Source organism: Pseudomonas sp. CROZ-RG-20F-R04-15 (assembly GCF_022662375.1).
Lineage (GTDB): Bacteria > Pseudomonadota > Gammaproteobacteria > Pseudomonadales > Pseudomonadaceae > Aquipseudomonas.
This window is the reverse complement of record NZ_JAKNQL010000026.1, coordinates 48,999-69,329: the sequence shown is the minus strand read 5'-3', so window position 1 is coordinate 69,329 and position 20,331 is coordinate 48,999. Positions and strand designations below refer to the sequence as shown.

The following is a 20,331-nucleotide window of genomic DNA, read 5'->3' as shown; positions in this document are numbered from 1 at the left end:
TTTCCATCACGGGTGCCGCTCATCGGTGTGAGCAGTCTCAGGGTCTTTGCTGGTTAAATTTTAACCAGACCTCATTATTCGCCGACGCTGATCTTCAGGCCAGCAGCTATTGCAAAAGGTGTCAGGGTGATCGCCAGGGCGGTCAGGCTACCAAGCCACAGCAGATACCCGGTCGCCGGCATGCCTTGGAGGGCTGCCTGCAAGGCGCCACTGCCGAGGATCAACACCGGGATGTACAACGGCAGAATCAGCAGCGCCAGCAACAGGCCGCCGCGTTTCAAACCGACCGTCAGTGCCGCGCCCACCGCGCCGAGCAAGCTCAGTACCGGTGTGCCCAACAGCAACGAAAGCAACAAAACCGGCAGGCAGGCGACAGGCAAACCGAGCATCAACGCCAGCAACGGTGAGAGCAAAACCAGTGCCAGGCCGGAGAAAAGCCAGTGTGCCAGCACCTTGGCCAATACCAGAAGTGGTAGCGGGTGCGACGAAAGGACCCACTGTTCCAGCGAGCCATCTTCGAAATCACTGCGGAAAAGCCCGTCCAGCGAGAGCAGGACCGACAACAGCGCCGCCACCCAGACTAACCCCGGGGACAGGTTTTGCAACACTTGAGTTTCCGGGCCGACGGCCAGCGGGAACAAAGCGATGACGATGGCGAAGAAAATCAGTGGATTGGCCAACTCCGCCGGGCGGCGAAACAGCAATCGGGATTCACGGGCAACCAGCAGGCCAAACACACTCATACTGCCCAGTTCCCCAGATCGATGTCGCGATAACCGGCCGGCATCCGGCTCAGCGTGTGGTGCGTGGTCAACACCACCAGACCGCCGCGCTCGCAGTGCCCGGCCAGATGTTCTTCGAGCTGCGCCACGCCTTGCTTGTCCAGCGCGGTGAACGGCTCATCGAGAATCCACAACGGCGGGCTGGCCAGATACAGGCGTGCCAGCGCCACGCGGCGCTGCTGACCGGCGGACAGGCTGTGGCAGGGAACATCTTCGAAACCGCGCAATCCTACAGCTGCCAGCGCTTGCCAGATGGCCTCGCGTTCAGCGGGATGATGCAGCGCGCAGAGCCACGACAGGTTCTCTTCCGGGGTCAGCAGATCCTTGATCCCGGCGGCGTGGCCGATCCACAGCAGGTTGCGGGCGAGTTCGCTGCGCTGTTCGGTCAGCGGCTGGCCATTGAGCAGGACTTGCCCGTCGGTCGGCTGCATCAGCCCGGACAGCAAACGTAACAGGCTGGTTTTACCGCTGCCGTTGGGACCGCTGATCTGCACCATATCGCCACTGGCGAGTCTCAATTCGAGATTTTCGAAGAGCAGCCGCAGATCACGTTCACACGCGAGGGCAACGGTTTGCAGGACAGGACTGGTCAAGGGATCACGGGCCTTATACGGTTCAAGTCGGCTCTGGCGCGGCCGTTAAAGAGATGCAGCATAGATGCAATGACGGCTCGATCCAGAGAGCTGGGTCAAACAATTGCTATGTTTTTTATTCGAAGCGCAAGACGGGCGGCATTATACATGTCGTGCCTTACTCTCAAGAGTGCATTTTCCTCAGGTTGTGTCCGCGTATGACAGGCGAAATGAACATCCTCCCGCTCCCGCCCACGACCCCGGCGACCGTTCGCCCGCAGGTCGGTGAGCTGCTCAAGCTGCTGACCCCGGTCGAAGGCCTGATTGCCGCCGGGCAAAGCGCCAAGGCCGAGGTGTTGTCGCTCAAGCAGGCGGATCAGACTTTTCAGTTATTGCTCAAGGTGACCGTCGACGGCGGCCGCCAGACCACCGTGCAAGCGACCAGCAACCTGCCGTTGCCGCAAGGCACCAGTCTGGCGATCACCCAGCCCTCGGCGGGCAACCTGGCGATTACCGTGCAGCAAGCCATCGCCAGCAGCGTCGCCGCCCTCACCCGCATCGACACCACGCAATTGCCGGTCGGCACGCTGCTGCAAGGCAAAGTGCTGACCTCGCAGGCGCTGCCGCAGACGCTTGGGCAGGCAGCGGTGTTCCGCTCGTTGGTCAGCTTGCTCAACACTGCGCAGAGCGGCAGCACACTGACCATCGACAGCCCGCAACCGCTGCGCATCGGCACCCTGCTTTCGGCGTTGGTGGAAGATGCACAAACCCTGAAATTCCTGCCGATGAGCAGTCGTCAGGAACAACTGGCGGTGAGTCAGCAACTGGTTGGCCAGCAAAGTCGCCAGGCTTCGCTCAGCGGGCTGTTGAATGCACTACAGAATCTGCCGCCAGCCGATGATTCGACCTCTGCAGATTTGCGCGCGGCGGTCGACAAATTGCTCGCCAGCCTCCCGGACGTACAGCAACTGAGTACCGCCAAAGGCGTGGCGCTGGCCTTGGCCAATAGCGGCGTGTTCCTCGAAGCCAAACTGCTGAGCGGACAGAACCCGACGCTGGCCCCGGACATGAAGGCCGACCTGCTCAAGCTGATCGCACAACTGACCCCGGGCCTGCCGAGCAGCACCAGCTTCAACGCGATCATCGCCGCCAACACCTTGGCGCAAGCGCTGCCAAGCTTCGTCCGTAATGCGCTCGGCATGCTTGGCCAGGTCAGCGCCAAACCGCTGCCAAGCAGTTTCCCGCTGCCCGACCGCTTGCTGCAAAGTCTGGAAGGCGAAGGCGATCTGGAACAGTTGCTGCGCCTCGCCGCTGCTGCGGTTTCGCGCCTGCAAAGCCATCAACTGTCGAGCCTGGAACAGACCGGCGTCACCGACGACGGGCGCCTGCTCAGCACCTGGCAACTGGAAATCCCCATGCGCAACCTGCAGGACATCGTGCCGCTACAGGTCAAGTTTCAGCGTGAAGAAGCGCCGGAACGAGAGCCGCAACCCAACGAACGCCGCGACGAGCGCGAGCCCAAGCAGCAACTGTGGCGCGTCGATCTGGCGTTCGACATGGAACCGCTCGGGCCGATGCAGATTCAGGCACAGTTGATCGCCGGCAGCCTGTCCAGCCAGCTGTGGGCCGAACGGCCGTACACCGCTGACCTGATCGGCAACAACCTGTTCGCCCTGCGCCAGCGCCTGCTTGATCGCGGGCTCAACGTCGGCGACATCGACTGCCACCTCGGCACCCCGCCGCAAGGCAACCAAACCCGTCTCGAACACCGCTGGGTCGACGAAACCGCATGAACGATTCCACTGCCCCACGCCAGGCCATCGCCCTCAAATACGACGGCAACCACGCCCCGACCCTCACCGCCAAAGGTGATGAGGAACTGGCCGAAGAAATCCTGCGCATCGCTCGCGATTGCGAAGTGCCTATCTACGAAAACGCCGAGCTGGTGCGCTTGCTCGCGCGCATGGAATTGGGCGACAGCATCCCCGAGGAGCTGTATCGCACCATTGCCGAGATCATCGCGTTTGCGTGGAATCTGAAGGGCAAATTCCCCGAGGGGCAAGACCCGAATGCGCCAATGGTCGAGAAGGATGTCACCGATCGTGGGGATGACTACTGATTTGTCGGAATCAGCAACAAGCAATTTCCTACCGTTCATCGCGACTGTCAGATCTGACAGTTGCGCACCAGGTTGCAGCCGTCGCCAGATAGAAGGACCGCGCACATCAGCCTGATCGTTGCGCCTTTTTGAAGGAATGCTCCGATGACCAAGGATCGGACCTGTGACGATAGCTCCGAGGACAGCAAAACGCTGACCCTCTACCCACCTTACATTCCCGCAATGATCAAGCCCATCGACGGAGACGAGGGCTACGATGGCGGCATTGGCGTTGAAGGTCTTAAAAGCGACTTGCTCATTACCGTTGATCCCTGGCTCGGTAATGCGCTCGACCAGAAGTGCCTGCTTTACTGGAATGACCCTACGTCCCACGTACTCTCTGAAATTGTCGACACGCCCGAAAAACTGACTGAGCCTCTGCGGTTTCATTTACCAGCGAGCCAGATTCTGGACGGGCGCGCATTTCCGGTTTTCTATCGAATCGTGCCGCCGAGCGGCAATGACAGTGATTCTCTCAAGCTCAACGTGCTGATCAAACGCACATTACCGGGCGGCGTCCTCGACAATCCTGAACCGCTTGGCCATCCAGGTCTGCGGTATAGCCTTTCTCCGGATATTACCGGGGGAGTAGATGGTGAAATGGCAAAGCAAGGCATTACGATGCTTGTCGAGCCCTACGAGAACATGACCATCTTCGACCGCATCGTTGCAAAATTGGGCGATGAGCAGGTCATCCATTATCCCGTCACAGCCGAGCAGATCAGTGATTCGCGCAATCATCCGATCACGTTGATGTTCGATGAACAATTGATCAGGCGCGCGGGCAATGGGAAGCATGCAATCACTTATCAGGTCATTGATCGTTGCGGCAACCGCCCGCATGTTCATGCGCCTTGGGCAATAGCCACAACCGCCTTGGTCAACCTTGACCAGATACCGGCGCCCACCGTTTCGGGTGAGCAGGACGGGATTCTGGATCCCGCCTTCATTACCAGCATTCAGGCCGAGGCTTCGGGTATGGGCCTGATTGCCGGCGACGATGTAAGAGTACGTTGGCAGGGACGAGTCGAACGCGTGACGGCTGCCCAAAGGTTTACTGCAAGCGCACTGCAATTTGCGATCCCGCTCATGTGGGCAAACGAAAGCGATCAGAGCACGATCACCATCACCTTGATCGTAACGCGTGCAGGCGCCGACCTGACGTCCGATCCAAAAACCCTGGTCATCAACACCACAATCCGCTTGCGCCCGCCCAAGGTTCTGGAAGCCTACGGCGAGTTGGGTGACCGTTTGAAGATGTCTGATATCTATTACGCAAGGCATGTAACAATTCGGGTCGAATCCTATACCGGAATGGCCATCGGCCAAACCCTCCGCGCCCGCTGGGCCTCTGCACGAAACACTTACGACAGTGCAATCACGCCAGTAACGACTGTCGGTGCAATGGATTTTACAGTGCCGCGTCTGGAAGTCGTGGATGCTATCGGCAGTGACGTGCTCGTTGATTTCACAGTACGAACCTACATTGACGGCCCATTGCATCGCGCTGAGCCGTTGCAGTTGAAAGTCGATGCGCAACCATTCGAATTACCCCCACCGAGAATTTCTTCTGATCGAACCATGGTCACCGTGCGCTATCCGGCAATGACTACCGGATACCAGGCACGAGTGCGTTGGGGCGGGACCATCACACGCAGAACAGCATGGAAAAACATGCACCCCGATACCACTGCGGAATTTTCAATCCCGGCCGATTGGCTGGAGGAAAACAAAGACACAACCGTGCTGATCAACTACAGCGTTCATCAGACCGGTTCAAACGAACAGAGCCAGTTCTCGCAGGTATTGAGATTGGAGCTGTAAAACCGTGCAATTCACGATTGCGCGATCATTGAGCAAGGGAGTGTCAAAAATGGCTATTGAACAAGTGTCACGGGATCTGCGTCGCCCGAAAGTACTCGAAGCGCCGGCAGACCAATTGAGTTTCAACACTGTGTACGGCCGGCAATACATTAATGTGCAAGTGCCTCACTACACCGGGATGGTTGCAGGCCATACCATAAAAGCATGCCTTGCTTCGGGTCGGCATACCTTTAGAACCGAGACATTGACCGTTGCAAAACCTTCCCCGCAAAACCTGATAATTCCGATACTGGAGGTTGTCGATGCAATCGATAGCGTTACGTCAGTCAGCTACAGCGTCCGACCAGGCGCTGGTGCGCCGGTGATCTATTCGGAAATACTGGATCTGCTCGTAACTGAGCAACCGTTCGACCTGCCCAAGCCCAGGCTTTCCAACGACAGAAGAAACGTGACGGTGAAATTTCTCAGTATGGTCCCGGGCTACACCGTCAGGGTCAGATGGCACGGAGTAGTCGTGCGAGATACTGAAAGCCTGCCCATCCAGAACGATTCGTCGATGAGCTTCAGTATTCCTGAGCAATGGCGTTCAGAAAATAAAGGCAGGGAGGTCCCGATTAATTACAGCCTTCATCGATCAGGCTCTGACGATAACCTGATGTTCTCCCGACTGCTGCGCGTAACGTTTTGAGCAAGCATGGACAACAATAAATATATGGAATGCAAGTTAACTTACATTCCATATTTTGTCCTTCCGAGCAACACCCGAACGAGCACTCAATTACCAAACTGCTCTATAATCTGGTCCTCCTGGTGATAACTGAACACCGGACTTGCCCCCTCACTCAAGTCTATTCTAATGACAGGCAACAGCCCGCCAGTCACCTTAAAGTAATCTTCTTGCATATATTTCGCCCCCGTCACCCCGGCGCCACCGGCTTGATTCTGCAGATAGAAAAAAGCATAGAGCGGCAGTTGTTGCGGAATATCCTGCGGCCATAAAGAGAGGATTATTTCATTGTGGTATGGGCGCTCTCCCGAGGGTGGTTCAAACTGATCTCGTGCCTGAAGGCTTATTGCGAACTGCTCGACGCTTGATGTCAAACCACATTGATGTTTATTTCTATTCGACCACTGTCCCCCTCCGGCCACCGCCCGATAATGCACTTTCCATTGTTCAAGCGTTGTTACACCTTCTTCGGGGCAAGATCGACTGGTAATCGGATAAGAGCTGTGAGGGCCGCATCCCCCGGTGCCTGCTCGATACCAGCTTGCCGCATCAGTGGGAAAGGAGCACAGCAAACTTATTGGGAAGGTCTCGAGTCGCTCGGCCGTAGCGAAGTCCTTGAAAATGAACCCATGAAGATCCCCCCACGCCAATATGGTTATTCCCAAATCCTTACGCAGGTAGGAGAAAGGAACACCATTTTTCTCAATTGCTTTAGGACTCGGATTCCAGGCGTGGTACGCAGGTTTTGCACCAGTCGTTCGAACGATGACACCGCTACAATAATAAGCAGCCTTGCCATTGCAGTTATTAGAAAGATTGTTGTAATGCGCATTCAGTCGTTCGGCAACCAACTGGCCAAATTGCTGATCCTTCACATCAAAACTGAATATTTCTTTGTTTGCAGCTGCCAGATTTATCTTTACAACAGGTACATACAAAGACGTTTCGAGATAATAGTCTCTCTGAAATTTCTGCGCATCTGCCAGTTTGGCGGGTACAGTTGAATCATAGAAAACTGCTTCTATGGGAAGTTTCTCAGGTTTACTCTCATCCCATGTCTGAACCAGAACTTCAGTGGGCTTGGCAGTCCACACCGCATCCACAAGTTCGTGCGCTTCAAGGCTGGCTTTGAACTGCCCAGCGACAATTGTGCTCAACGAACACTGATTCTTCGGCAGAGATGCATGTTCCTGAAAGTTCCTCAACCAGGTCGCGGCTGTTGTTGCCGGAACTGCCAGCTTTGCGCAGTTGGCCAGATCCACATCGGAGTCCTCAACCTTTGGTGCGAATCCACAACCGTGGTCTGCACGCACATCGAGTGATTCCGTAGGAAAGGGAAATATACATCGCACATTAAGTGCTTTACCTTCAGCCAGTGCCGAAATTTGATCTTTCAGGATAAAACCGCTTTTCCTGTTCCCGTTGAATGTTGCGCTGCCGACATCAGAGCGAATATAAGTAAATGCGACAGAACCGAGCAAGGTTGCCTTTGAACCATAGTCCCAGAACTTGAAAAATGTGCTGTAATCCACCGCTCGCAAGAGCACACCTGAACAGTGATATGCGGGCGAGCCATTCAAACATTGAGCAACATTGCTGGTATATCTGGCATTCAATTCCGTCACTAATGCCTGGCCTGACATAGCATTGACGCCGGTGCTAAAGCAGACAATTAAAAGCAATAAATACTTCATATTCAAACTCACAATCAAATTGGATTGGATTGATTGTGAGTATGTCGAGCGCTATAAATCCAAATCTACTGTCAGATCTGACAGTCCCGACGAATGGTTCTCAACTTTGAACATTGAACTCATTGTCAACTTCAACGCGCAAGAATGATCATTGAACCTTGGAAGCCAAAAAATCGCAGCCTTCGGCAACGCGTACAGTGAAACGCGAAACCCGATGCAGGCGCTGCCGAAGGCTGCGATCTCTTGATCTTGCTTGCCGCTAAAAGCTCGAAGCTCGAAGCTCTTAGCTGCCTTTATGTAGTTTGCGCATCAACTCTGCCTCAGCCTGGGTCAACCCGCAGGACTGCGTCAGTTCATCAACGCTGGCGCCCATACCCACCAGTTTCGCCGCCTGGGCGAATGACAGGCTGGATGGATCGCGCTGTTCCAGCTGAACGATTTTGTCCGGCAACGGACTGACGACCGCACGCAGTTCGTGCAGGGCTTCGCCCATGCGCACGTTGCCGTTCTGGTAATCGTCGACACGCTTGGCCAGGTCCTTGATGCGCTGATCACGCAGCGCATCGCCCTGGGCCTGTTGCGCAGCGATTACCCGCTGCGCCTTGATGTACGACACAAACATTGCCAGCGTGCCTGCCCAGAAGAGGAACAGGACAATGACCGCAACCTCGAGAATCAATCAGATGTTCTCCAGATCCGACCATTCTTCTTCGCTCATCATCTTGTCGAGTTCGACGAGGATCAGCAACTCGTTGTTCTTGTTGCACACGCCCTGGATGAACTTGGCCGACTCTTCGTTGCCGACGTTCGGCGCCGTCTCGATTTCCGACTGACGCAGGTAAACCACTTCGGCCACGCTGTCGACCATGATGCCGACGACTTGCTTGTCGGCTTCGATAATGACGATACGGGTGTTGTCACTGATCTCGCCGCTGTTCAGGCCGAAGCGCTGACGGGTGTCGATCACGGTGACCACGTTACCGCGCAGGTTGATGATGCCCAGCACGTAGCTTGGCGCGCCCGGCACCGGAGCGATCTCGGTGTAGCGCAGCACTTCCTGAACGCGCATCACGTTGATGCCGTAGGTTTCGTTATCCAGTTTGAAGGTTACCCATTGCAGGATCGGATCTTCAGAACCTTTTGCATTCGTCGCCTGACTACTCATACCCTACCCCTCGAAAAAACCGCTCTGGGCGGTGTGTGTTCTGTGTGGCGGCATTCAACAATGCCGTCGCCTGATTGTTATGTCGGCTGCTATGTCGGTTTATGTAGCGGCTTGTGGCCGCTCAGGTGCTTTGCCCCACCGCTGGCGATCAACTCGGCCAGTGCGGAAACGTCAAGCAATGCACACATGTGCTCAATCACGGTGCCGGCGAGCCATGGCCGCTGACCCCGGTGACTTCTCCATTTGATTTCATTCGGGTCCAGACGCAACGAGCGGCTGACCTGATGCACCGCCAGCCCCCACTCGTAACCTTGTACCGAAATCACATACTGCAAGCCCTGACGGAAGTCATCGCGATAGCGATCCGGCATGACCCAGCGCGCAGTGTCCAACACTTTCAGATTGCCGGCCTGGCTCGGCAGGATCCCGAGGAACCATTCCGGCTGACCGAACAATGGCGTCAGCTCGTGGCCGGCCAGCGAATAGATTGAACCCAGGCAGACCAGTGGCACCGCGAGGGTCAGGCCGGCGACGTCGAACAGCAGGCATTCGAAGGCTTCAGAGGCCCAGGCCGGGCGACCATCGGTTTCCACCGGTGGCGGCGTGTTGTTAGGCGGCAGGTGCACCTCCACCAGCGGCGGGACCAGCGTCTGTTCGACAGGCGCGGGTGCAACCGGAGCTAGGGCCGGTTCGACCACTGCCGGTTCCGGCGCGGTTTTCAGCAATTGGGTTTGCAGCAGCGGTGCCAGTGTCGAGACTGGCGCGCGAACCGGCTCGGCTTCTTCGATCATTGCCACCGGCGCTTTCGCCACAGGTGCAACGGCAGGCGCAACAACCGGTGCAGCAGGCTTGGCCGCTTTCTGTGCGTCACGGGCCTGCTCTTCCAGTACCGCCGCCTGGAACTCGTCCAGCGCCTCGGTGCTTGCCACAACTTCAGGCTGCGCCTCAATGACCGGCGGCAGCTCCTCAGGAATTTCCTGAAGCAAATTATCCAGATAAGACTGCAACGCCAATTGCGGACGCGAGGTGAGTTTGACCGGGCGATTCATGCTCACGCCACCTGCGGAACAAGTTGTTGCGCCAACAGATGCTTGAGCAGCGCGCGGTAGGCCAGCACGCCTCGGCTCTTGCCGTCGAATTGCGAAGGCGTGACACCGGCTCGGCTGGCGTCGCGCAGACGGGTATCGACCGGGATGTAACCCTGCCAGATCTCTTCCGGGAATTTGTCGCGCAGCACACGCAAGGTATGCATCGATGCCTGCGTACGGCGATCGAACAGGGTCGGTACGATGCTGAACGGCAGCGCCTGTTTGCGCGAGCGGTTGATCATCGCCAAGGTGTTGACCATGCGCTCCAGACCTTTGACGGCCAAGTGTTCGGTCTGCACCGGAATCACCAGTTGCTGACTCGCCGCGAGGGCGTTGACCATCAGTACGCCGAGCAACGGCGGGCTGTCGATCACTGCGTAATCGAAGTCCTGCCACAGTTGCGCCAGACTCTTGGCGATCACCAGACCGAGGCCACTCTGCCCCGGCGACTGCCGCTCAAGGGTCGCCAGTGCGGTGCTCGATGGCAGCAGGGAAATACGTTCGTCGCTGGTCGACAACAGCAACTGCCCCGGCAGGCCTTGCGGCACGCTGCCCTTGTGCAGAAACAGGTCGTAATTGCTGTGTTCCAGGCTGTCGGGGTCGTAACCGAAATAACTGGTCATCGAGCCGTGCGGGTCGAGATCGACCACAACCACGCGCTTGCCCGCCTCGGCCAGCAATCCGGCTAAAGCGATGGAGGATGTGGTTTTACCGACACCACCCTTTTGATTGGCGACTGCCCAGACTCTCATTCAGTTCGTTCCTCCCGGCCGATATGCTCGACCGAGACATAGCTCAGCGTGTTAATGCGGGTGACGGAGAATTGACGGCACTCTCGCGTCCCGGCGTCTTGACCGGGGTCGGTGCAGTTTGTGTGCCAGCCCGCTTCAACGCAGCATCCGGTTGCGCATTAGCGGTTCCGGTGCCCGTGAGGCTGCGGCGCACATCGAGATTGCGCGAGACCACCAGAACAACCCGGCGGTTTTTCCCCCGGCCTTCAGCGGTAGCATTGTTGGCGACCGGTTGAAACTCACCGTAACCCACCGATGCCAATCGGCCAGGGTTCACACCCTGCATCGCCAGCATGCGCACGATGCTCGCCGAACGCGCCGAGGACAGCTCCCAGTTGGTCGGGTACTGCGCGGTGCGGATCGGTTGATCGTCGGTAAAGCCTTCGACGTGGATCGGGTTGTCGAACGGTTTCAGAATCGCCGCGACCTTGTCGATGATGTTGAAGGCGATGTCGCTTGGCATCGCGTCGCCGCTGCCGAACAACAGGCTGGAGTTGAGTTCGATCTCGACCCACAGCTCGTTGCCGCGCACAGTCATCTGGTTGGAGCTGATCAAGTCACCGAAGGCCGCGCTGATGTCATCGGCGATGCTTTTCAGCGGATCGCTGGCGCCGGCGATACCGGCGTCGATCTGCTCGGCGTCCTTGACCAGCGGCTTGGCCGGGGTCACGGTTTTCGGCCGCTCGTCGCCGATCTGGATCGGTTTGAGCGCGCGGTCGGAGTCTTTGAAGACGCCGACCAGCGCTTCGGAAATTTCCTTGTACTTGCCTTCGTTGATCGACGAAATCGAGTACATCACCACGAAGAACGCGAACAGCAACGTGATGAAATCCGCGTAGGAGACGAGCCAGCGCTCGTGATTGACGTGTTCTTCCTGATGCCTGCGACGAGCCATGAGGTTATTCCCTTAATCCATGAAGCCTTGCAGCTTCAACTCAATGGAGCGAGGGTTTTCACCTTCGGCGATCGACAGGATCCCTTCCAACAACATTTCGCGATAACGCGACTGCCGCAACGCGATTGACTTCAGCTTGGCGGCGATTGGCAGCAACACCAGGTTGGCACTGGCCACGCCGTAAATGGTCGCGACAAACGCCACGGCAATGCCGCTGCCCAGTTGCGTCGGATCCGCGAGGTTGCCCATCACATGGATCAGGCCCATGACCGCACCGATGATGCCGATGGTTGGCGCATAGCCGCCCATGCTTTCAAAGACTTTTGCCGCCTCGATGTCGCGCGCTTCCTGGGTGTAGAAATCCACTTCGAGGATGCTGCGGATCGCTTCCGGCTCGGCACCGTCGACCAGCAGTTGCAGGCCTTTGCGCGAGTAATTGTCGGGCTCGGCATCCGCCACGCCTTCCAGGCCCAACAGGCCTTCCTTGCGTGCGGTGAGGCTCCAGTTGACGACGCGATCGATGCCACCGGCCAGATCGACCCGTGGCGGAAACAGAATCCAGGCGAGGATCTGCATGGCGCGTTTGAACGCGCTCATCGGCGATTGCAGCAGTGCGGCACCGATGGTGCCGCCCAGTACGATCAATGCCGCCGGGCCGTTGGCCAGCGCACCGAGGTGACCACCCTCAAGGTAGTTACCGCCGATGATGGCGACGAACGCCATGATGATCCCGATAAGGCTTAAAACATCCATCAGATACACGCCTCGACAATGTGTTTGCCGATGTCGTCGAGGCTGTACACCGCGTCGGCGAGGTCGGCTTTGACGATGGCCATCGGCATGCCGTAGATCACGCAGCTTGCCTCATCTTGTGCCCACACCGCGCTGCCGCCCTGCTTGAGCAGACGCGCGCCTTCACGGCCGTCGGCGCCCATGCCGGTCAATACCACCGCCAGAACTTTGTCGCCGTAGGATTTCGCCGCAGAACCGAAGGTGATGTCCACGCACGGCTTGTAGTTCAGACGCTCATCGCCCGGCAGGATTTTCACCGCGCCACGGCCATCGATCATCATTTGCTTGCCACCCGGCGCCAGCAACGCCAGGCCCGGACGCAGGATGTCGCCATCCTCGGCTTCCTTGACGCTGATGCGGCAGAGCTTGTCGAGACGTTCGGCAAAAGCCTTGGTGAACGCCGCCGGCATGTGCTGGATCAGCACGATCGGCGCCGGGAAATTCGCCGGCAACTGCGTCAGCACGCGTTGCAGGGCCACCGGGCCGCCCGTCGAGGTACCGATGGCAACCAGTTTGTAGGCTTTGCGTTTCGGCGCGGGCGACGAAGCGCTGGCGGCCGGGGCGCGAGTTGGTGCCGGTGCTGGAGCCGGACGCGTTGGTGCGCTGGTGCTGTGACTGCTGAAGCTGGATGCAGCCGGGGTCGGTGCAGGCGCAGGAGCAGCCACTGGCGCAGGCGCGCTGTAAGCACTGAAACGACGGTTACTGCGCGAGATGCTATGGACCTTCTCGCACAGCAGTTGCTTGACCTTCTCGGGATTGCGCGAGATGTCTTCGAAATTCTTCGGCAGGAAATCCACCGCGCCGGCGTCCAGCGCGTCCAGCGTTACCCGGGCGCCTTCGTGGGTCAGCGAGGAAAACATCAACACCGGGGTCGGGCAGCGCTGCATGATGTGCCGCACCGCCGTGATGCCGTCCATCATCGGCATCTCGTAGTCCATGGTGATCACGTCCGGCTTGAGTGCCAGGGCCTGATCAATCGCCTCTTTACCATTGGTTGCAGTGCCGACCACCTGAATGCTCGGATCCGCAGAAAGAATTTCCGAGACGCGGCGGCGGAAAAAACCCGAATCGTCCACCACCAGGACTTTGACTGCCATAAACACTCCATTAGGTGCAGCGGGACGTTGTCGCCCCGCCGCCCCGGATTCAAATACGCCGTGCGGCGTAACGCTTGAGCATGCTTGGAACATCGAGAATCAGCGCGATGCGGCCGTCACCGGTGATGGTGGCGCCGGACATGCCCGGAGTGCCCTGCAGCATTTTGCCCAATGGCTTGATGACCACTTCTTCCTGACCGACCAGTTGATCGACGACGAAGCCGATCCGCTGAGTGCCCACCGAAAGGATCACCACGTGGCCTTCACGCTGCTCTTCGTGAGCGGCGGAGCTGACCAGCCAGCGCTTGAGGTAGAACAACGGCAGCGCCTTGTCCCGCACGATCACCACTTCCTGACCATCGACGACGTTGGTGGTCGACAGGTCGAGGTGGAAGATTTCGTTGACGTTGACCAACGGGAACGCAAACGCCTGATTGCCGAGCATGACCATCAGGGTTGGCATGATCGCGAGGGTCAGCGGCACCTTGATGACGATCTTCGAGCCTTGGCCCTTGGTCGAGTAGATGTTGATCGAACCGTTGAGCTGGGAAATCTTGGTCTTCACCACGTCCATGCCGACACCACGGCCGGAGACGTCGGAGATCTCGGTCTTGGTCGAGAAACCCGGGGCGAAAATCAGGTTGTAGCACTCGGTATCGCTCAGGCGATCGGCCGCGTCCTTGTCCATCACACCGCGTTTTACCGCGATGGCACGCAGGACGTTCGGGTCCATGCCTTTGCCGTCATCGGAAATCGACAGCAGGATATGGTCACCCTCTTGCTCGGCAGCCAAAACTACACGGCCGCCACGGGCCTTGCCCGACGCTTCGCGTTCTTCCGGCGACTCGATGCCGTGGTCGACAGCGTTGCGCACCAAGTGGACCAGCGGGTCGGCCAGGGCCTCGACAAGGTTTTTGTCGAGGTCGGTTTCTTCACCCACCAGTTCCAGGTTGATCTCTTTCTTCAGCTGACGCGCCAGATCTCGAACCAGACGCGGGAAGCGCCCGAAGACCTTCTTGATCGGCTGCATCCGCGTCTTCATAACGGCGGTCTGCAAGTCAGCCGTGACCACGTCGAGGTTCGACACGGCCTTTTGCATGGCTTCATCGCCGCTGTTCAGGCCCAGGCGCACCAGCCGGTTACGCACCAGCACCAGCTCGCCAACCATGTTCATGATTTCGTCGAGACGTGCCGTGTCGACGCGCACGGTGGTTTCGGCTTCGCTCGCCGGTTTTTCCGGTGGCGGTGTCGCCGGCGCACGGGCCGGGGCCGGTGCAGAAGCGGCGGCCGGTTTCGGCGCTTCGGCTTTCGGCTCAGGCTTGGCGGCAGGCTTGGGCGCTGCAGCAGCGGCCGGTGCCTTGGCAGCCGGCGTGGCGACGGTCGAAGCGCTGCCAGCAGCAGCGGTGCCGACTTCGGAGAACTTGCCTTTGCCGTGCAATTCGTCGAGCAGCGATTCGAACTCGTGATCGCTGATCAGATCGCTGCCGGCCGCCGCAGCAACCGGTGCGGCTGGCGCAGGTGCCGAGGCAATCGCCGATTCCAGCGCATCGACGGCAAAGTTGCCCTTGCCATGCAACTGATCGAGCAATGCTTCGAATTCGTCGTCGGTGATGTCCGAGCTGTCGCCCTTGGCCGGTGCCGCAGGGGCTGCCGCCGCTGGCGCAACCGCGTCCACCGCGAACTGGCCCTTGCCGTGCAACTGATCGAGCAACGACTCGAACTCGGCATCGGTGATTTCATCGCTCGCGGCTTCAGCGGCCGTTTGCGCAGGCGCAGCAGCAGCCGGGGCTTCGGCTTCGGCCTTGACGGCGTTCAGCGAGTCCAGCAGTTGTTCGAATTCGTTATCGGTGATGTCGCCCGAGTCGCCTTCGACGACCAGTTCTTCGATCATCGAAGCCACTGGCGAAGCCGGGGCTTCGTCCGCCGCTTGCGGTTCGGCCAGGCGCGCCAGGGCGGCCAGCAGTTCCGGGGTGGCAGCGGTGATCGGTGCACGCTCACGAACCTCAGTGAACATGCTGTTCACCGCGTCCAGTGCTTCGAGGACAACGTCCATCAGTTCTGCATCAACGCGACGCTCACCCTTGCGCAGGATGTCGAACACGTTTTCGGCGATGTGACAGCACTCCACCAGCTCGTTGAGCTGAAGGAAGCCGGCGCCCCCTTTTACAGTGTGGAAACCGCGAAAAATTGCGTTGAGCAGATCTGCGTCATCCGGACGGCTTTCCAGCTCGACCAGTTGTTCGGACAGTTGCTCAAGAATCTCGCCGGCCTCAACCAGGAAATCCTGAAGGATCTCTTCATCGGCGCCGAAGCTCATTAATGGGGTGCTCCTACAGGTCTAAAAACCCAAAAAACCTAAAATTCCAAAACACTAGAACCCGAGGCTGGATAACAAATCGTCCACATCGTCCTGACCGGACACAACGTCTTCTCGTTTATCGGCATGAATCTGCGGACCTTCACCCTGCGAGAGATGTTTTTGTGGATCTTTTTCTGCAAGCATCGCGGCGCGGTCATGTTCGATGCCCGCAAAGCGGTCGACCTGACTGGCCATGAGCACGAGTTTGAGCAAATTGCTTTCGACTTCGGTGACCAGTTGGGTCACACGTTTGATCACCTGACCGGTGAGGTCCTGGTAATCCTGGGCCAGCAGGATGTCGTTGAGATTGCTCGACACCGCACGGTTGTCCGTGCTGCTGCGTGACAGAAAACCGTCGACCCGGCGCGCCAGTTCACGGAACTCTTCAGCCCCGACCTCGCGACGCATGAAGCGCCCCCAATCGGCGCTCAAGGTCTGCGCTTCATCAGCCAGACTGTTGACCACCGGCGTGGCGCTTTCCACCAGATCCATGGTGCGGTTGGCCGCGGCTTCCGTCAGCTTGACCACATAGCCCAGGCGTTCGGTGGCGTCGGTGATTTGCGACACTTCCTCGGCCTGCGGCATGTTCGGGTCGATCTGGAAGTTGACGATCGCACTGTGCAATTCACGTGTGAGCTTGCCCACTTCCTGGTACAGGCCACGGTCACGGGTCTGATTGAGCTCATGGATCAGTTGCACAGCGTCGCCGAACCTGCCTTTTTCAAGGCTTTCGACCAGTTCGACCGCGTGTTTTTTCAGGGTCGACTCGAAATCGCCCTGTGAAGATTCGTTATGCTCCATAGCTCCCCCGCGCGTTCATCAGCCGATGCGTTCGAAAATCTTCTCGATTTTGTCTTTCAACGCTTGAGCCGTGAAAGGTTTGACTACGTAGCCGTTTACACCGGCCTGAGCGGCTTCAATGATCTGCTCGCGCTTGGCTTCTGCAGTCACCATCAGCACTGGCAGGTGCTTGAGCTTTTCATCGGCACGCACGTGACGCAGCAGGTCGATACCGGTCATGCCCGGCATGTTCCAGTCCGTTACCAGAAAGTCGATGCTTCCGCTGTTGAGCACTGGAATGGCAGTCACGCCATCGTCAGCCTCGACGGTGTTGGTGAACCCAAGATCACGCAGCAGGTTCTTGATGATCCGCCGCATCGTTGAGAAGTCATCAACGATGAGGATTTTCATGTCTTTGTTCAATTCGACCTCCAAGCAGTCTTAAACGCGCCCAGCACCTGGACGCGCCACTTCAATCAATCGGCGCAGCACTCGAAGACTGTCTGGAGCACAACAGAGCAAGACCGGTGCCGTTCACCACCGCACCAGCCTCGTTCGCAGTGTCCCCACACTGCCTTCAGCGCGCTCGCCACTCCCCCAAACGCCCCCGCAAACGGGCCGCGCACTGGCTGTGTAACTGGCTGACCCGCGATTCACTGACGCCAAGGACTTCACCGATCTCCTTGAGGTTCAGCTCTTCGTCGTAGTACAGCGCCAACACCAGTCGCTCACGCTCCGGCAAATTGGCAATCGCGTCCGCCAACGCTGCCTGGAAACGTTCATCTTCCAGATCGCGTGACGGCTCAAGATGAGCACTCGCGCCATCCTCGTGCAGCCCTTCGTGTTCGCCGTCCTGCAACAGGTCGTCGAAACTGAACAGGCGACTGCCCAAGGTGTCATTCAAAATCCCGTAGTAATCGTCGAGACTCAATTGGAGTTCGGCTGCAACCTCGTGATCTTTAGCGTCACGGCCGGTTTTAGCTTCAATTGAGCGAATTGCGTCGCTGACCATACGGGTATTGCGGTGAACCGAGCGTGGCGCCCAGTCCCCTTTGCGCACTTCGTCGAGCATCGCGCCGCGGATTCGAATGCCCGCGTACGTTTCGAAACTGGCGCCTTTGCTGGCGTCATATTTGGTCGAGACTTCGAGCAGGCCAATCATCCCGGCCTGAATCAGGTCTTCGACCTGCACACTGGCCGGCAAGCGTGCCAGCAAGTGGTAGGCAATGCGTTTGACCAGCGGCGCGTAACGCTCGATCAGCTCGTACTGAGCGTCGCGTGCCGACTTCTTGTAGTAGTTCATACCGCTAGCGGTCATAGCACGGGCCCTGCCGTTTGCTGCACGAGGCGCTCGACGAAAAACTCAAGATGGCCACGCGGGTTGGCGGGCAGCGGCCAGGTGTCGACCTTCTGCGCGATCGCCTTGAACGCCAGCGCGCACTTGGAACGCGGAAAGGCTTCGTACACCGCGCGCTGCTTCTGCACCGCTTTACGCACGCTTTCGTCGTAAGGCACGGCGCCGACATATTGTAGAGCGACGTCAAGGAAACGATCCGTGACCTTGGTCAACTTGGCGAACAGGTTGCGCCCTTCCTGCGGGCTCTGCGCCATGTTGGCGAGGACGCGGAAGCGGTTCATGCCGTAATCGCGGTTAAGCAGTTTGATCAGCGCGTAGGCGTCCGTGATCGAAGTCGGCTCGTCGCAGACCACCAGCAACACTTCCTGGGCTGCGCGAACGAAACTGACTACCGAGTCACCAATACCCGCAGCGGTGTCGATCACCAATACGTCGAGATTGTCGCCGATGTCGCTGAACGCCTGAATCAGGCCGGCGTGCTGCGCCGGGCTCAGGTGAACCATGCTCTGGGTGCCGGACGCGGCCGGGACGATGCGAATGCCGCCGGGGCCTTGCAACAGCACGTCGCGCAGCTCGCAGCGGCCTTCAATGACGTCAGCCAGTGTGCGTTTAGGGGTCAGCCCCAACAAAACGTCGACGTTCGCCAGTCCCAGGTCGGCGTCCAGCAGCATGACCCGACGGCCAAGCTCTGCCAGCGCCAGAGACAAGTTCACTGACACGTTAGTCTTGCCGACGCCACCTTTGCCGCCGGTCACCGCGATCACCTGTACGGGATGCATGCTGCCCATGTTATTTCTTTACCTTGTCTTGCATAGACGGAGGCCACATTACTGGCTGCGCGTTCACAACCGGAACAATGCATGGCAGACCATCGATGTAGGTACAAAAACTGTTCATGAATACCTCAGCCTACCTGCTTGGTCGGGCTGTGATAGATATCAGCGAACATGTCAGCCATGGCTTCTTCGCTGGGTTCTTCCTGCATTTGCACGCTGACGGCGCGGCTGACCAGTTGATGACGGCGCGGCAGATGCAAATCATCCGGAATCCGTGGGCCATCGGTCAGGTACGCGACCGGCAATTCATGACTGATCGCCAGGCTCAACACTTCGCCAAGGCTGGCCGTTTCATCCAGTTTAGTCAGGATGCAGCCGGCTAGCCCGCAACGCTTGTAACTGTGATAAGCGGCGGTTAGAACCTGTTTCTGGCTGGTGGTTGCCAAGACCAGATAATTTTTTGAACGAATGCCACGTCCGGCCAGACTTTCCAGCTGCATGCGCAGAGCTGGATCGCTGGCCTGCAGGCCGGCAGTATCGATCAATACCACGCGTTTGCGCAGCAGTGGATCCAGCGCTTGCACCAGCGATTGGCCCGGATCGACGTGAGTCACCGGCACATTGAGAATGCGGCCCAGCGTCTTCAGTTGTTCCTGCGCACCGATGCGGAAGCTGTCCATGCTCACCAGCGCGACGTTCTGCGCGCCGTACTTCAGCACATAACGCGCGGCCAGTTTGGCCAGCGTGGTGGTCTTGCCCATGCCGGCAGGGCCGACCATGGCAATCACACCGCCCTCTTCCAGCGGCTCGACTTCCGGTACGGCAATCATCCGCGCCAGGTGCGCGAGCAGCATGCGCCAGGCCTGACGCGGCTCTTCGATGTCAGTGGTCATTGCCAGCAGATCGCGCGACAACGGGCCGGACAGACCGATACGTTGCAGACGGCGATACAGGTTGGCTTGCGCCGGACGGCTGCCTTGCAGCTGATTCCAGGCCAGGGTGCCGAGCTGAACTTCCATCAGCTCGCGCAGGCTGTTCAATTCAAAACGCATCGAATCCAGTGCACGCGGATCAACACCGCCGGAGGACTGCGCAGGCGCCGGGGCCGGACGCGCCGGAGCGGCGTAGGTCGGCTCGCTCAGCGGTTCGGCAGCGGTCAGCGGCAGGCCGGCCGTCAACGGCAGCCCGGCAAAGATCTGGCGATTGCTATTGCCGTCGGCTTCGCCACGCAGGCTCAGTTCGGCCTGAGCGGTAACGATGCGCGACTGGGTCTTGCGCAGTTCGTCTTCGAGTTCCATGTTCGGAACCCGTGGTGCCAGCGCCGACAGTTTGTAATCCAGTGCCGCCGTCAGCTCGACGCCGCCGGCAATGCGGCGATTGCCAATGATGGCGGCATCAGCGCCCAGCTCATCACGAACCAGCTTCATGGCCTGACGCATATCGGCGGCAAAGAAACGCTTAACTTGCATAAACC

20 protein-coding genes are annotated in these 20,331 nt (G+C 58.6%); 4 read left to right on the top strand and 16 right to left on the bottom strand.

All coding sequences use genetic code 11. The features are described 5' to 3' along the window. Positions 1 to 74 precede the first annotated feature (74 nt). Positions 75 to 743, bottom strand: coding sequence for a heme exporter protein CcmB (ccmB, locus tag L8H52_RS26165; RefSeq protein ID WP_034151525.1), 669 nt, complete (start codon positions 741 to 743; stop codon positions 75 to 77). After that, on the bottom strand, positions 740 to 1,375 hold the full coding sequence (gene ccmA / locus L8H52_RS26160) for a cytochrome c biogenesis heme-transporting ATPase CcmA (RefSeq protein ID WP_242209471.1): 636 nt from the start codon (positions 1,373 to 1,375) through the stop codon (positions 740 to 742). Before ccmA ends, ccmB begins: the two co-directional genes overlap by 4 nt. A gap of 197 nt (positions 1,376 to 1,572) precedes the next feature. On the opposite strand from ccmA, the gene L8H52_RS26155 reads away from it, so the two are divergent. The 4 genes from L8H52_RS26155 (at position 1,573) to L8H52_RS26140 (ending at position 6,024) form a co-directional block, all read left to right on the top strand. Continuing rightward, positions 1,573 to 3,147: a flagellar hook-length control protein FliK gene (locus tag L8H52_RS26155; RefSeq protein WP_242209470.1), complete on the top strand. Its 1,575-nt coding sequence runs from the start codon at positions 1,573 to 1,575 to the stop codon at positions 3,145 to 3,147. Continuing rightward, positions 3,144 to 3,473, top strand: a complete 330-nt coding sequence (locus tag L8H52_RS26150; RefSeq protein ID WP_123452755.1) for an EscU/YscU/HrcU family type III secretion system export apparatus switch protein — start codon at positions 3,144 to 3,146, stop codon at positions 3,471 to 3,473. The genes L8H52_RS26155 and L8H52_RS26150 overlap by 4 nt, the downstream gene beginning before the upstream one ends. A 144-nt stretch (positions 3,474 to 3,617) precedes the next feature. Beyond that, positions 3,618 to 5,336, top strand: a complete 1,719-nt coding sequence (locus L8H52_RS26145) for a hypothetical protein (protein WP_242209469.1) — start codon at positions 3,618 to 3,620, stop codon at positions 5,334 to 5,336. 49 nt (positions 5,337 to 5,385) lie between these two features. Then, complete coding sequence (locus L8H52_RS26140) at positions 5,386 to 6,024, top strand: hypothetical protein (protein WP_242209468.1); 639 nt, start codon at positions 5,386 to 5,388, stop codon at positions 6,022 to 6,024. Positions 6,025 to 6,110: 86 nt separating this feature from the next. On the opposite strand, the gene L8H52_RS26135 is transcribed toward L8H52_RS26140, so the two are convergent. The 14 genes from L8H52_RS26135 to flhF all read right to left on the bottom strand — a co-directional run bounded on the left by L8H52_RS26135 (position 6,111) and on the right by flhF (position 20,326). Then, entirely contained in the window at positions 6,111 to 7,757 is a 1,647-nt protein-coding gene (locus tag L8H52_RS26135) for a hypothetical protein (RefSeq protein ID WP_242209467.1), read from the bottom strand. A gap of 283 nt (positions 7,758 to 8,040) precedes the next feature. Further along, on the bottom strand, positions 8,041 to 8,436 hold the full coding sequence (locus tag L8H52_RS26130) for a DUF2802 domain-containing protein (protein ID WP_242209466.1): 396 nt from the start codon (positions 8,434 to 8,436) through the stop codon (positions 8,041 to 8,043). Next, the gene (locus tag L8H52_RS26125) at positions 8,437 to 8,922 is read right to left on the bottom strand and encodes a chemotaxis protein CheW (protein WP_007919980.1); all 486 of its coding nucleotides are present in this window, start codon (positions 8,920 to 8,922) and stop codon (positions 8,437 to 8,439) included. Positions 8,923 to 9,011: 89 nt separating this feature from the next. Further along, on the bottom strand, positions 9,012 to 9,971 hold the full coding sequence (locus tag L8H52_RS26120; RefSeq protein ID WP_242209465.1) for a CheW domain-containing protein: 960 nt from the start codon (positions 9,969 to 9,971) through the stop codon (positions 9,012 to 9,014). Between the two features lie 2 nt (positions 9,972 to 9,973). Beyond that, entirely contained in the window at positions 9,974 to 10,762 is a 789-nt protein-coding gene (locus L8H52_RS26115) for a ParA family protein (RefSeq protein WP_007919990.1), read from the bottom strand. A gap of 43 nt (positions 10,763 to 10,805) precedes the next feature. Next, on the bottom strand, positions 10,806 to 11,696 hold the full coding sequence (motD, locus tag L8H52_RS26110) for a flagellar motor protein MotD (RefSeq protein ID WP_064390875.1): 891 nt from the start codon (positions 11,694 to 11,696) through the stop codon (positions 10,806 to 10,808). A 12-nt stretch (positions 11,697 to 11,708) separates the two neighbouring features. Next, entirely contained in the window at positions 11,709 to 12,449 is a 741-nt protein-coding gene (locus L8H52_RS26105; protein WP_016987476.1) for a flagellar motor protein, read from the bottom strand. Then, complete coding sequence (locus L8H52_RS26100) at positions 12,449 to 13,585, bottom strand: chemotaxis response regulator protein-glutamate methylesterase (RefSeq protein WP_242209464.1); 1,137 nt, start codon at positions 13,583 to 13,585, stop codon at positions 12,449 to 12,451. Before L8H52_RS26100 ends, L8H52_RS26105 begins: the two co-directional genes overlap by 1 nt. 49 nt (positions 13,586 to 13,634) lie before the next feature. Next, positions 13,635 to 15,902 (bottom strand): chemotaxis protein CheA, encoded by a 2,268-nt coding sequence (locus L8H52_RS26095; RefSeq protein WP_242209463.1) that lies wholly within the window; start codon positions 15,900 to 15,902, stop codon positions 13,635 to 13,637. 54 nt (positions 15,903 to 15,956) lie between these two features. Further along, complete coding sequence (locus L8H52_RS26090; protein WP_007920000.1) at positions 15,957 to 16,745, bottom strand: protein phosphatase CheZ; 789 nt, start codon at positions 16,743 to 16,745, stop codon at positions 15,957 to 15,959. 18 nt (positions 16,746 to 16,763) lie between these two features. Further along, positions 16,764 to 17,135, bottom strand: coding sequence for a chemotaxis response regulator CheY (locus L8H52_RS26085; RefSeq protein ID WP_161986607.1), 372 nt, complete (start codon positions 17,133 to 17,135; stop codon positions 16,764 to 16,766). A 166-nt stretch (positions 17,136 to 17,301) separates the two neighbouring features. Then, positions 17,302 to 18,042 (bottom strand): RNA polymerase sigma factor FliA, encoded by a 741-nt coding sequence (gene fliA / locus L8H52_RS26080; protein ID WP_007920004.1) that lies wholly within the window; start codon positions 18,040 to 18,042, stop codon positions 17,302 to 17,304. Continuing rightward, on the bottom strand, positions 18,039 to 18,869 hold the full coding sequence (gene fleN / locus L8H52_RS26075) for a flagellar synthesis regulator FleN (RefSeq protein WP_003222917.1): 831 nt from the start codon (positions 18,867 to 18,869) through the stop codon (positions 18,039 to 18,041). The genes fliA and fleN overlap by 4 nt, the downstream gene beginning before the upstream one ends. 116 nt (positions 18,870 to 18,985) lie before the next feature. After that, positions 18,986 to 20,326, bottom strand: coding sequence for a flagellar biosynthesis protein FlhF (gene flhF, locus L8H52_RS26070; protein ID WP_242209462.1), 1,341 nt, complete (start codon positions 20,324 to 20,326; stop codon positions 18,986 to 18,988). Positions 20,327 to 20,331: the final 5 nt, after the last annotated feature.

Bases quoted from the DNA above. Each gene is read 5' to 3' on its own strand.
- L8H52_RS26115 (WP_007919990.1), bottom strand. From the start codon at position 10,762: ATGAGAGTCTGGGCAGTCGCCAATCAAAAGGGTGGTGTCGGTAAAACC.
- motD (WP_064390875.1), bottom strand. From the start codon at position 11,696: ATGGCTCGTCGCAGGCATCAGGAAGAACACGTCAATCACGAGCGCTGG.
- L8H52_RS26140 (WP_242209468.1), top strand. From the start codon at position 5,386: ATGGCTATTGAACAAGTGTCACGGGATCTGCGTCGCCCGAAAGTACTC.
- L8H52_RS26095 (WP_242209463.1), bottom strand. From the start codon at position 15,902: ATGAGCTTCGGCGCCGATGAAGAGATCCTTCAGGATTTCCTGGTTGAG.
- L8H52_RS26135 (WP_242209467.1), bottom strand. From the start codon at position 7,757: ATGAAGTATTTATTGCTTTTAATTGTCTGCTTTAGCACCGGCGTCAAT.
- L8H52_RS26150 (WP_123452755.1), top strand. From the start codon at position 3,144: ATGAACGATTCCACTGCCCCACGCCAGGCCATCGCCCTCAAATACGAC.
- fliA (WP_007920004.1), bottom strand. From the start codon at position 18,042: ATGACCGCTAGCGGTATGAACTACTACAAGAAGTCGGCACGCGACGCT.
- L8H52_RS26090 (WP_007920000.1), bottom strand. From the start codon at position 16,745: ATGGAGCATAACGAATCTTCACAGGGCGATTTCGAGTCGACCCTGAAA.
- L8H52_RS26100 (WP_242209464.1), bottom strand. From the start codon at position 13,585: ATGGCAGTCAAAGTCCTGGTGGTGGACGATTCGGGTTTTTTCCGCCGC.
- L8H52_RS26120 (WP_242209465.1), bottom strand. From the start codon at position 9,971: ATGAATCGCCCGGTCAAACTCACCTCGCGTCCGCAATTGGCGTTGCAG.
- fleN (WP_003222917.1), bottom strand. From the start codon at position 18,869: ATGGGCAGCATGCATCCCGTACAGGTGATCGCGGTGACCGGCGGCAAA.
- L8H52_RS26125 (WP_007919980.1), bottom strand. From the start codon at position 8,922: ATGAGTAGTCAGGCGACGAATGCAAAAGGTTCTGAAGATCCGATCCTG.
- ccmB (WP_034151525.1), bottom strand. From the start codon at position 743: ATGAGTGTGTTTGGCCTGCTGGTTGCCCGTGAATCCCGATTGCTGTTT.
- L8H52_RS26085 (WP_161986607.1), bottom strand. From the start codon at position 17,135: ATGAAAATCCTCATCGTTGATGACTTCTCAACGATGCGGCGGATCATC.
- flhF (WP_242209462.1), bottom strand. From the start codon at position 20,326: ATGCAAGTTAAGCGTTTCTTTGCCGCCGATATGCGTCAGGCCATGAAG.
- L8H52_RS26105 (WP_016987476.1), bottom strand. From the start codon at position 12,449: ATGGATGTTTTAAGCCTTATCGGGATCATCATGGCGTTCGTCGCCATC.
- L8H52_RS26145 (WP_242209469.1), top strand. From the start codon at position 3,618: ATGACCAAGGATCGGACCTGTGACGATAGCTCCGAGGACAGCAAAACG.
- L8H52_RS26155 (WP_242209470.1), top strand. From the start codon at position 1,573: ATGACAGGCGAAATGAACATCCTCCCGCTCCCGCCCACGACCCCGGCG.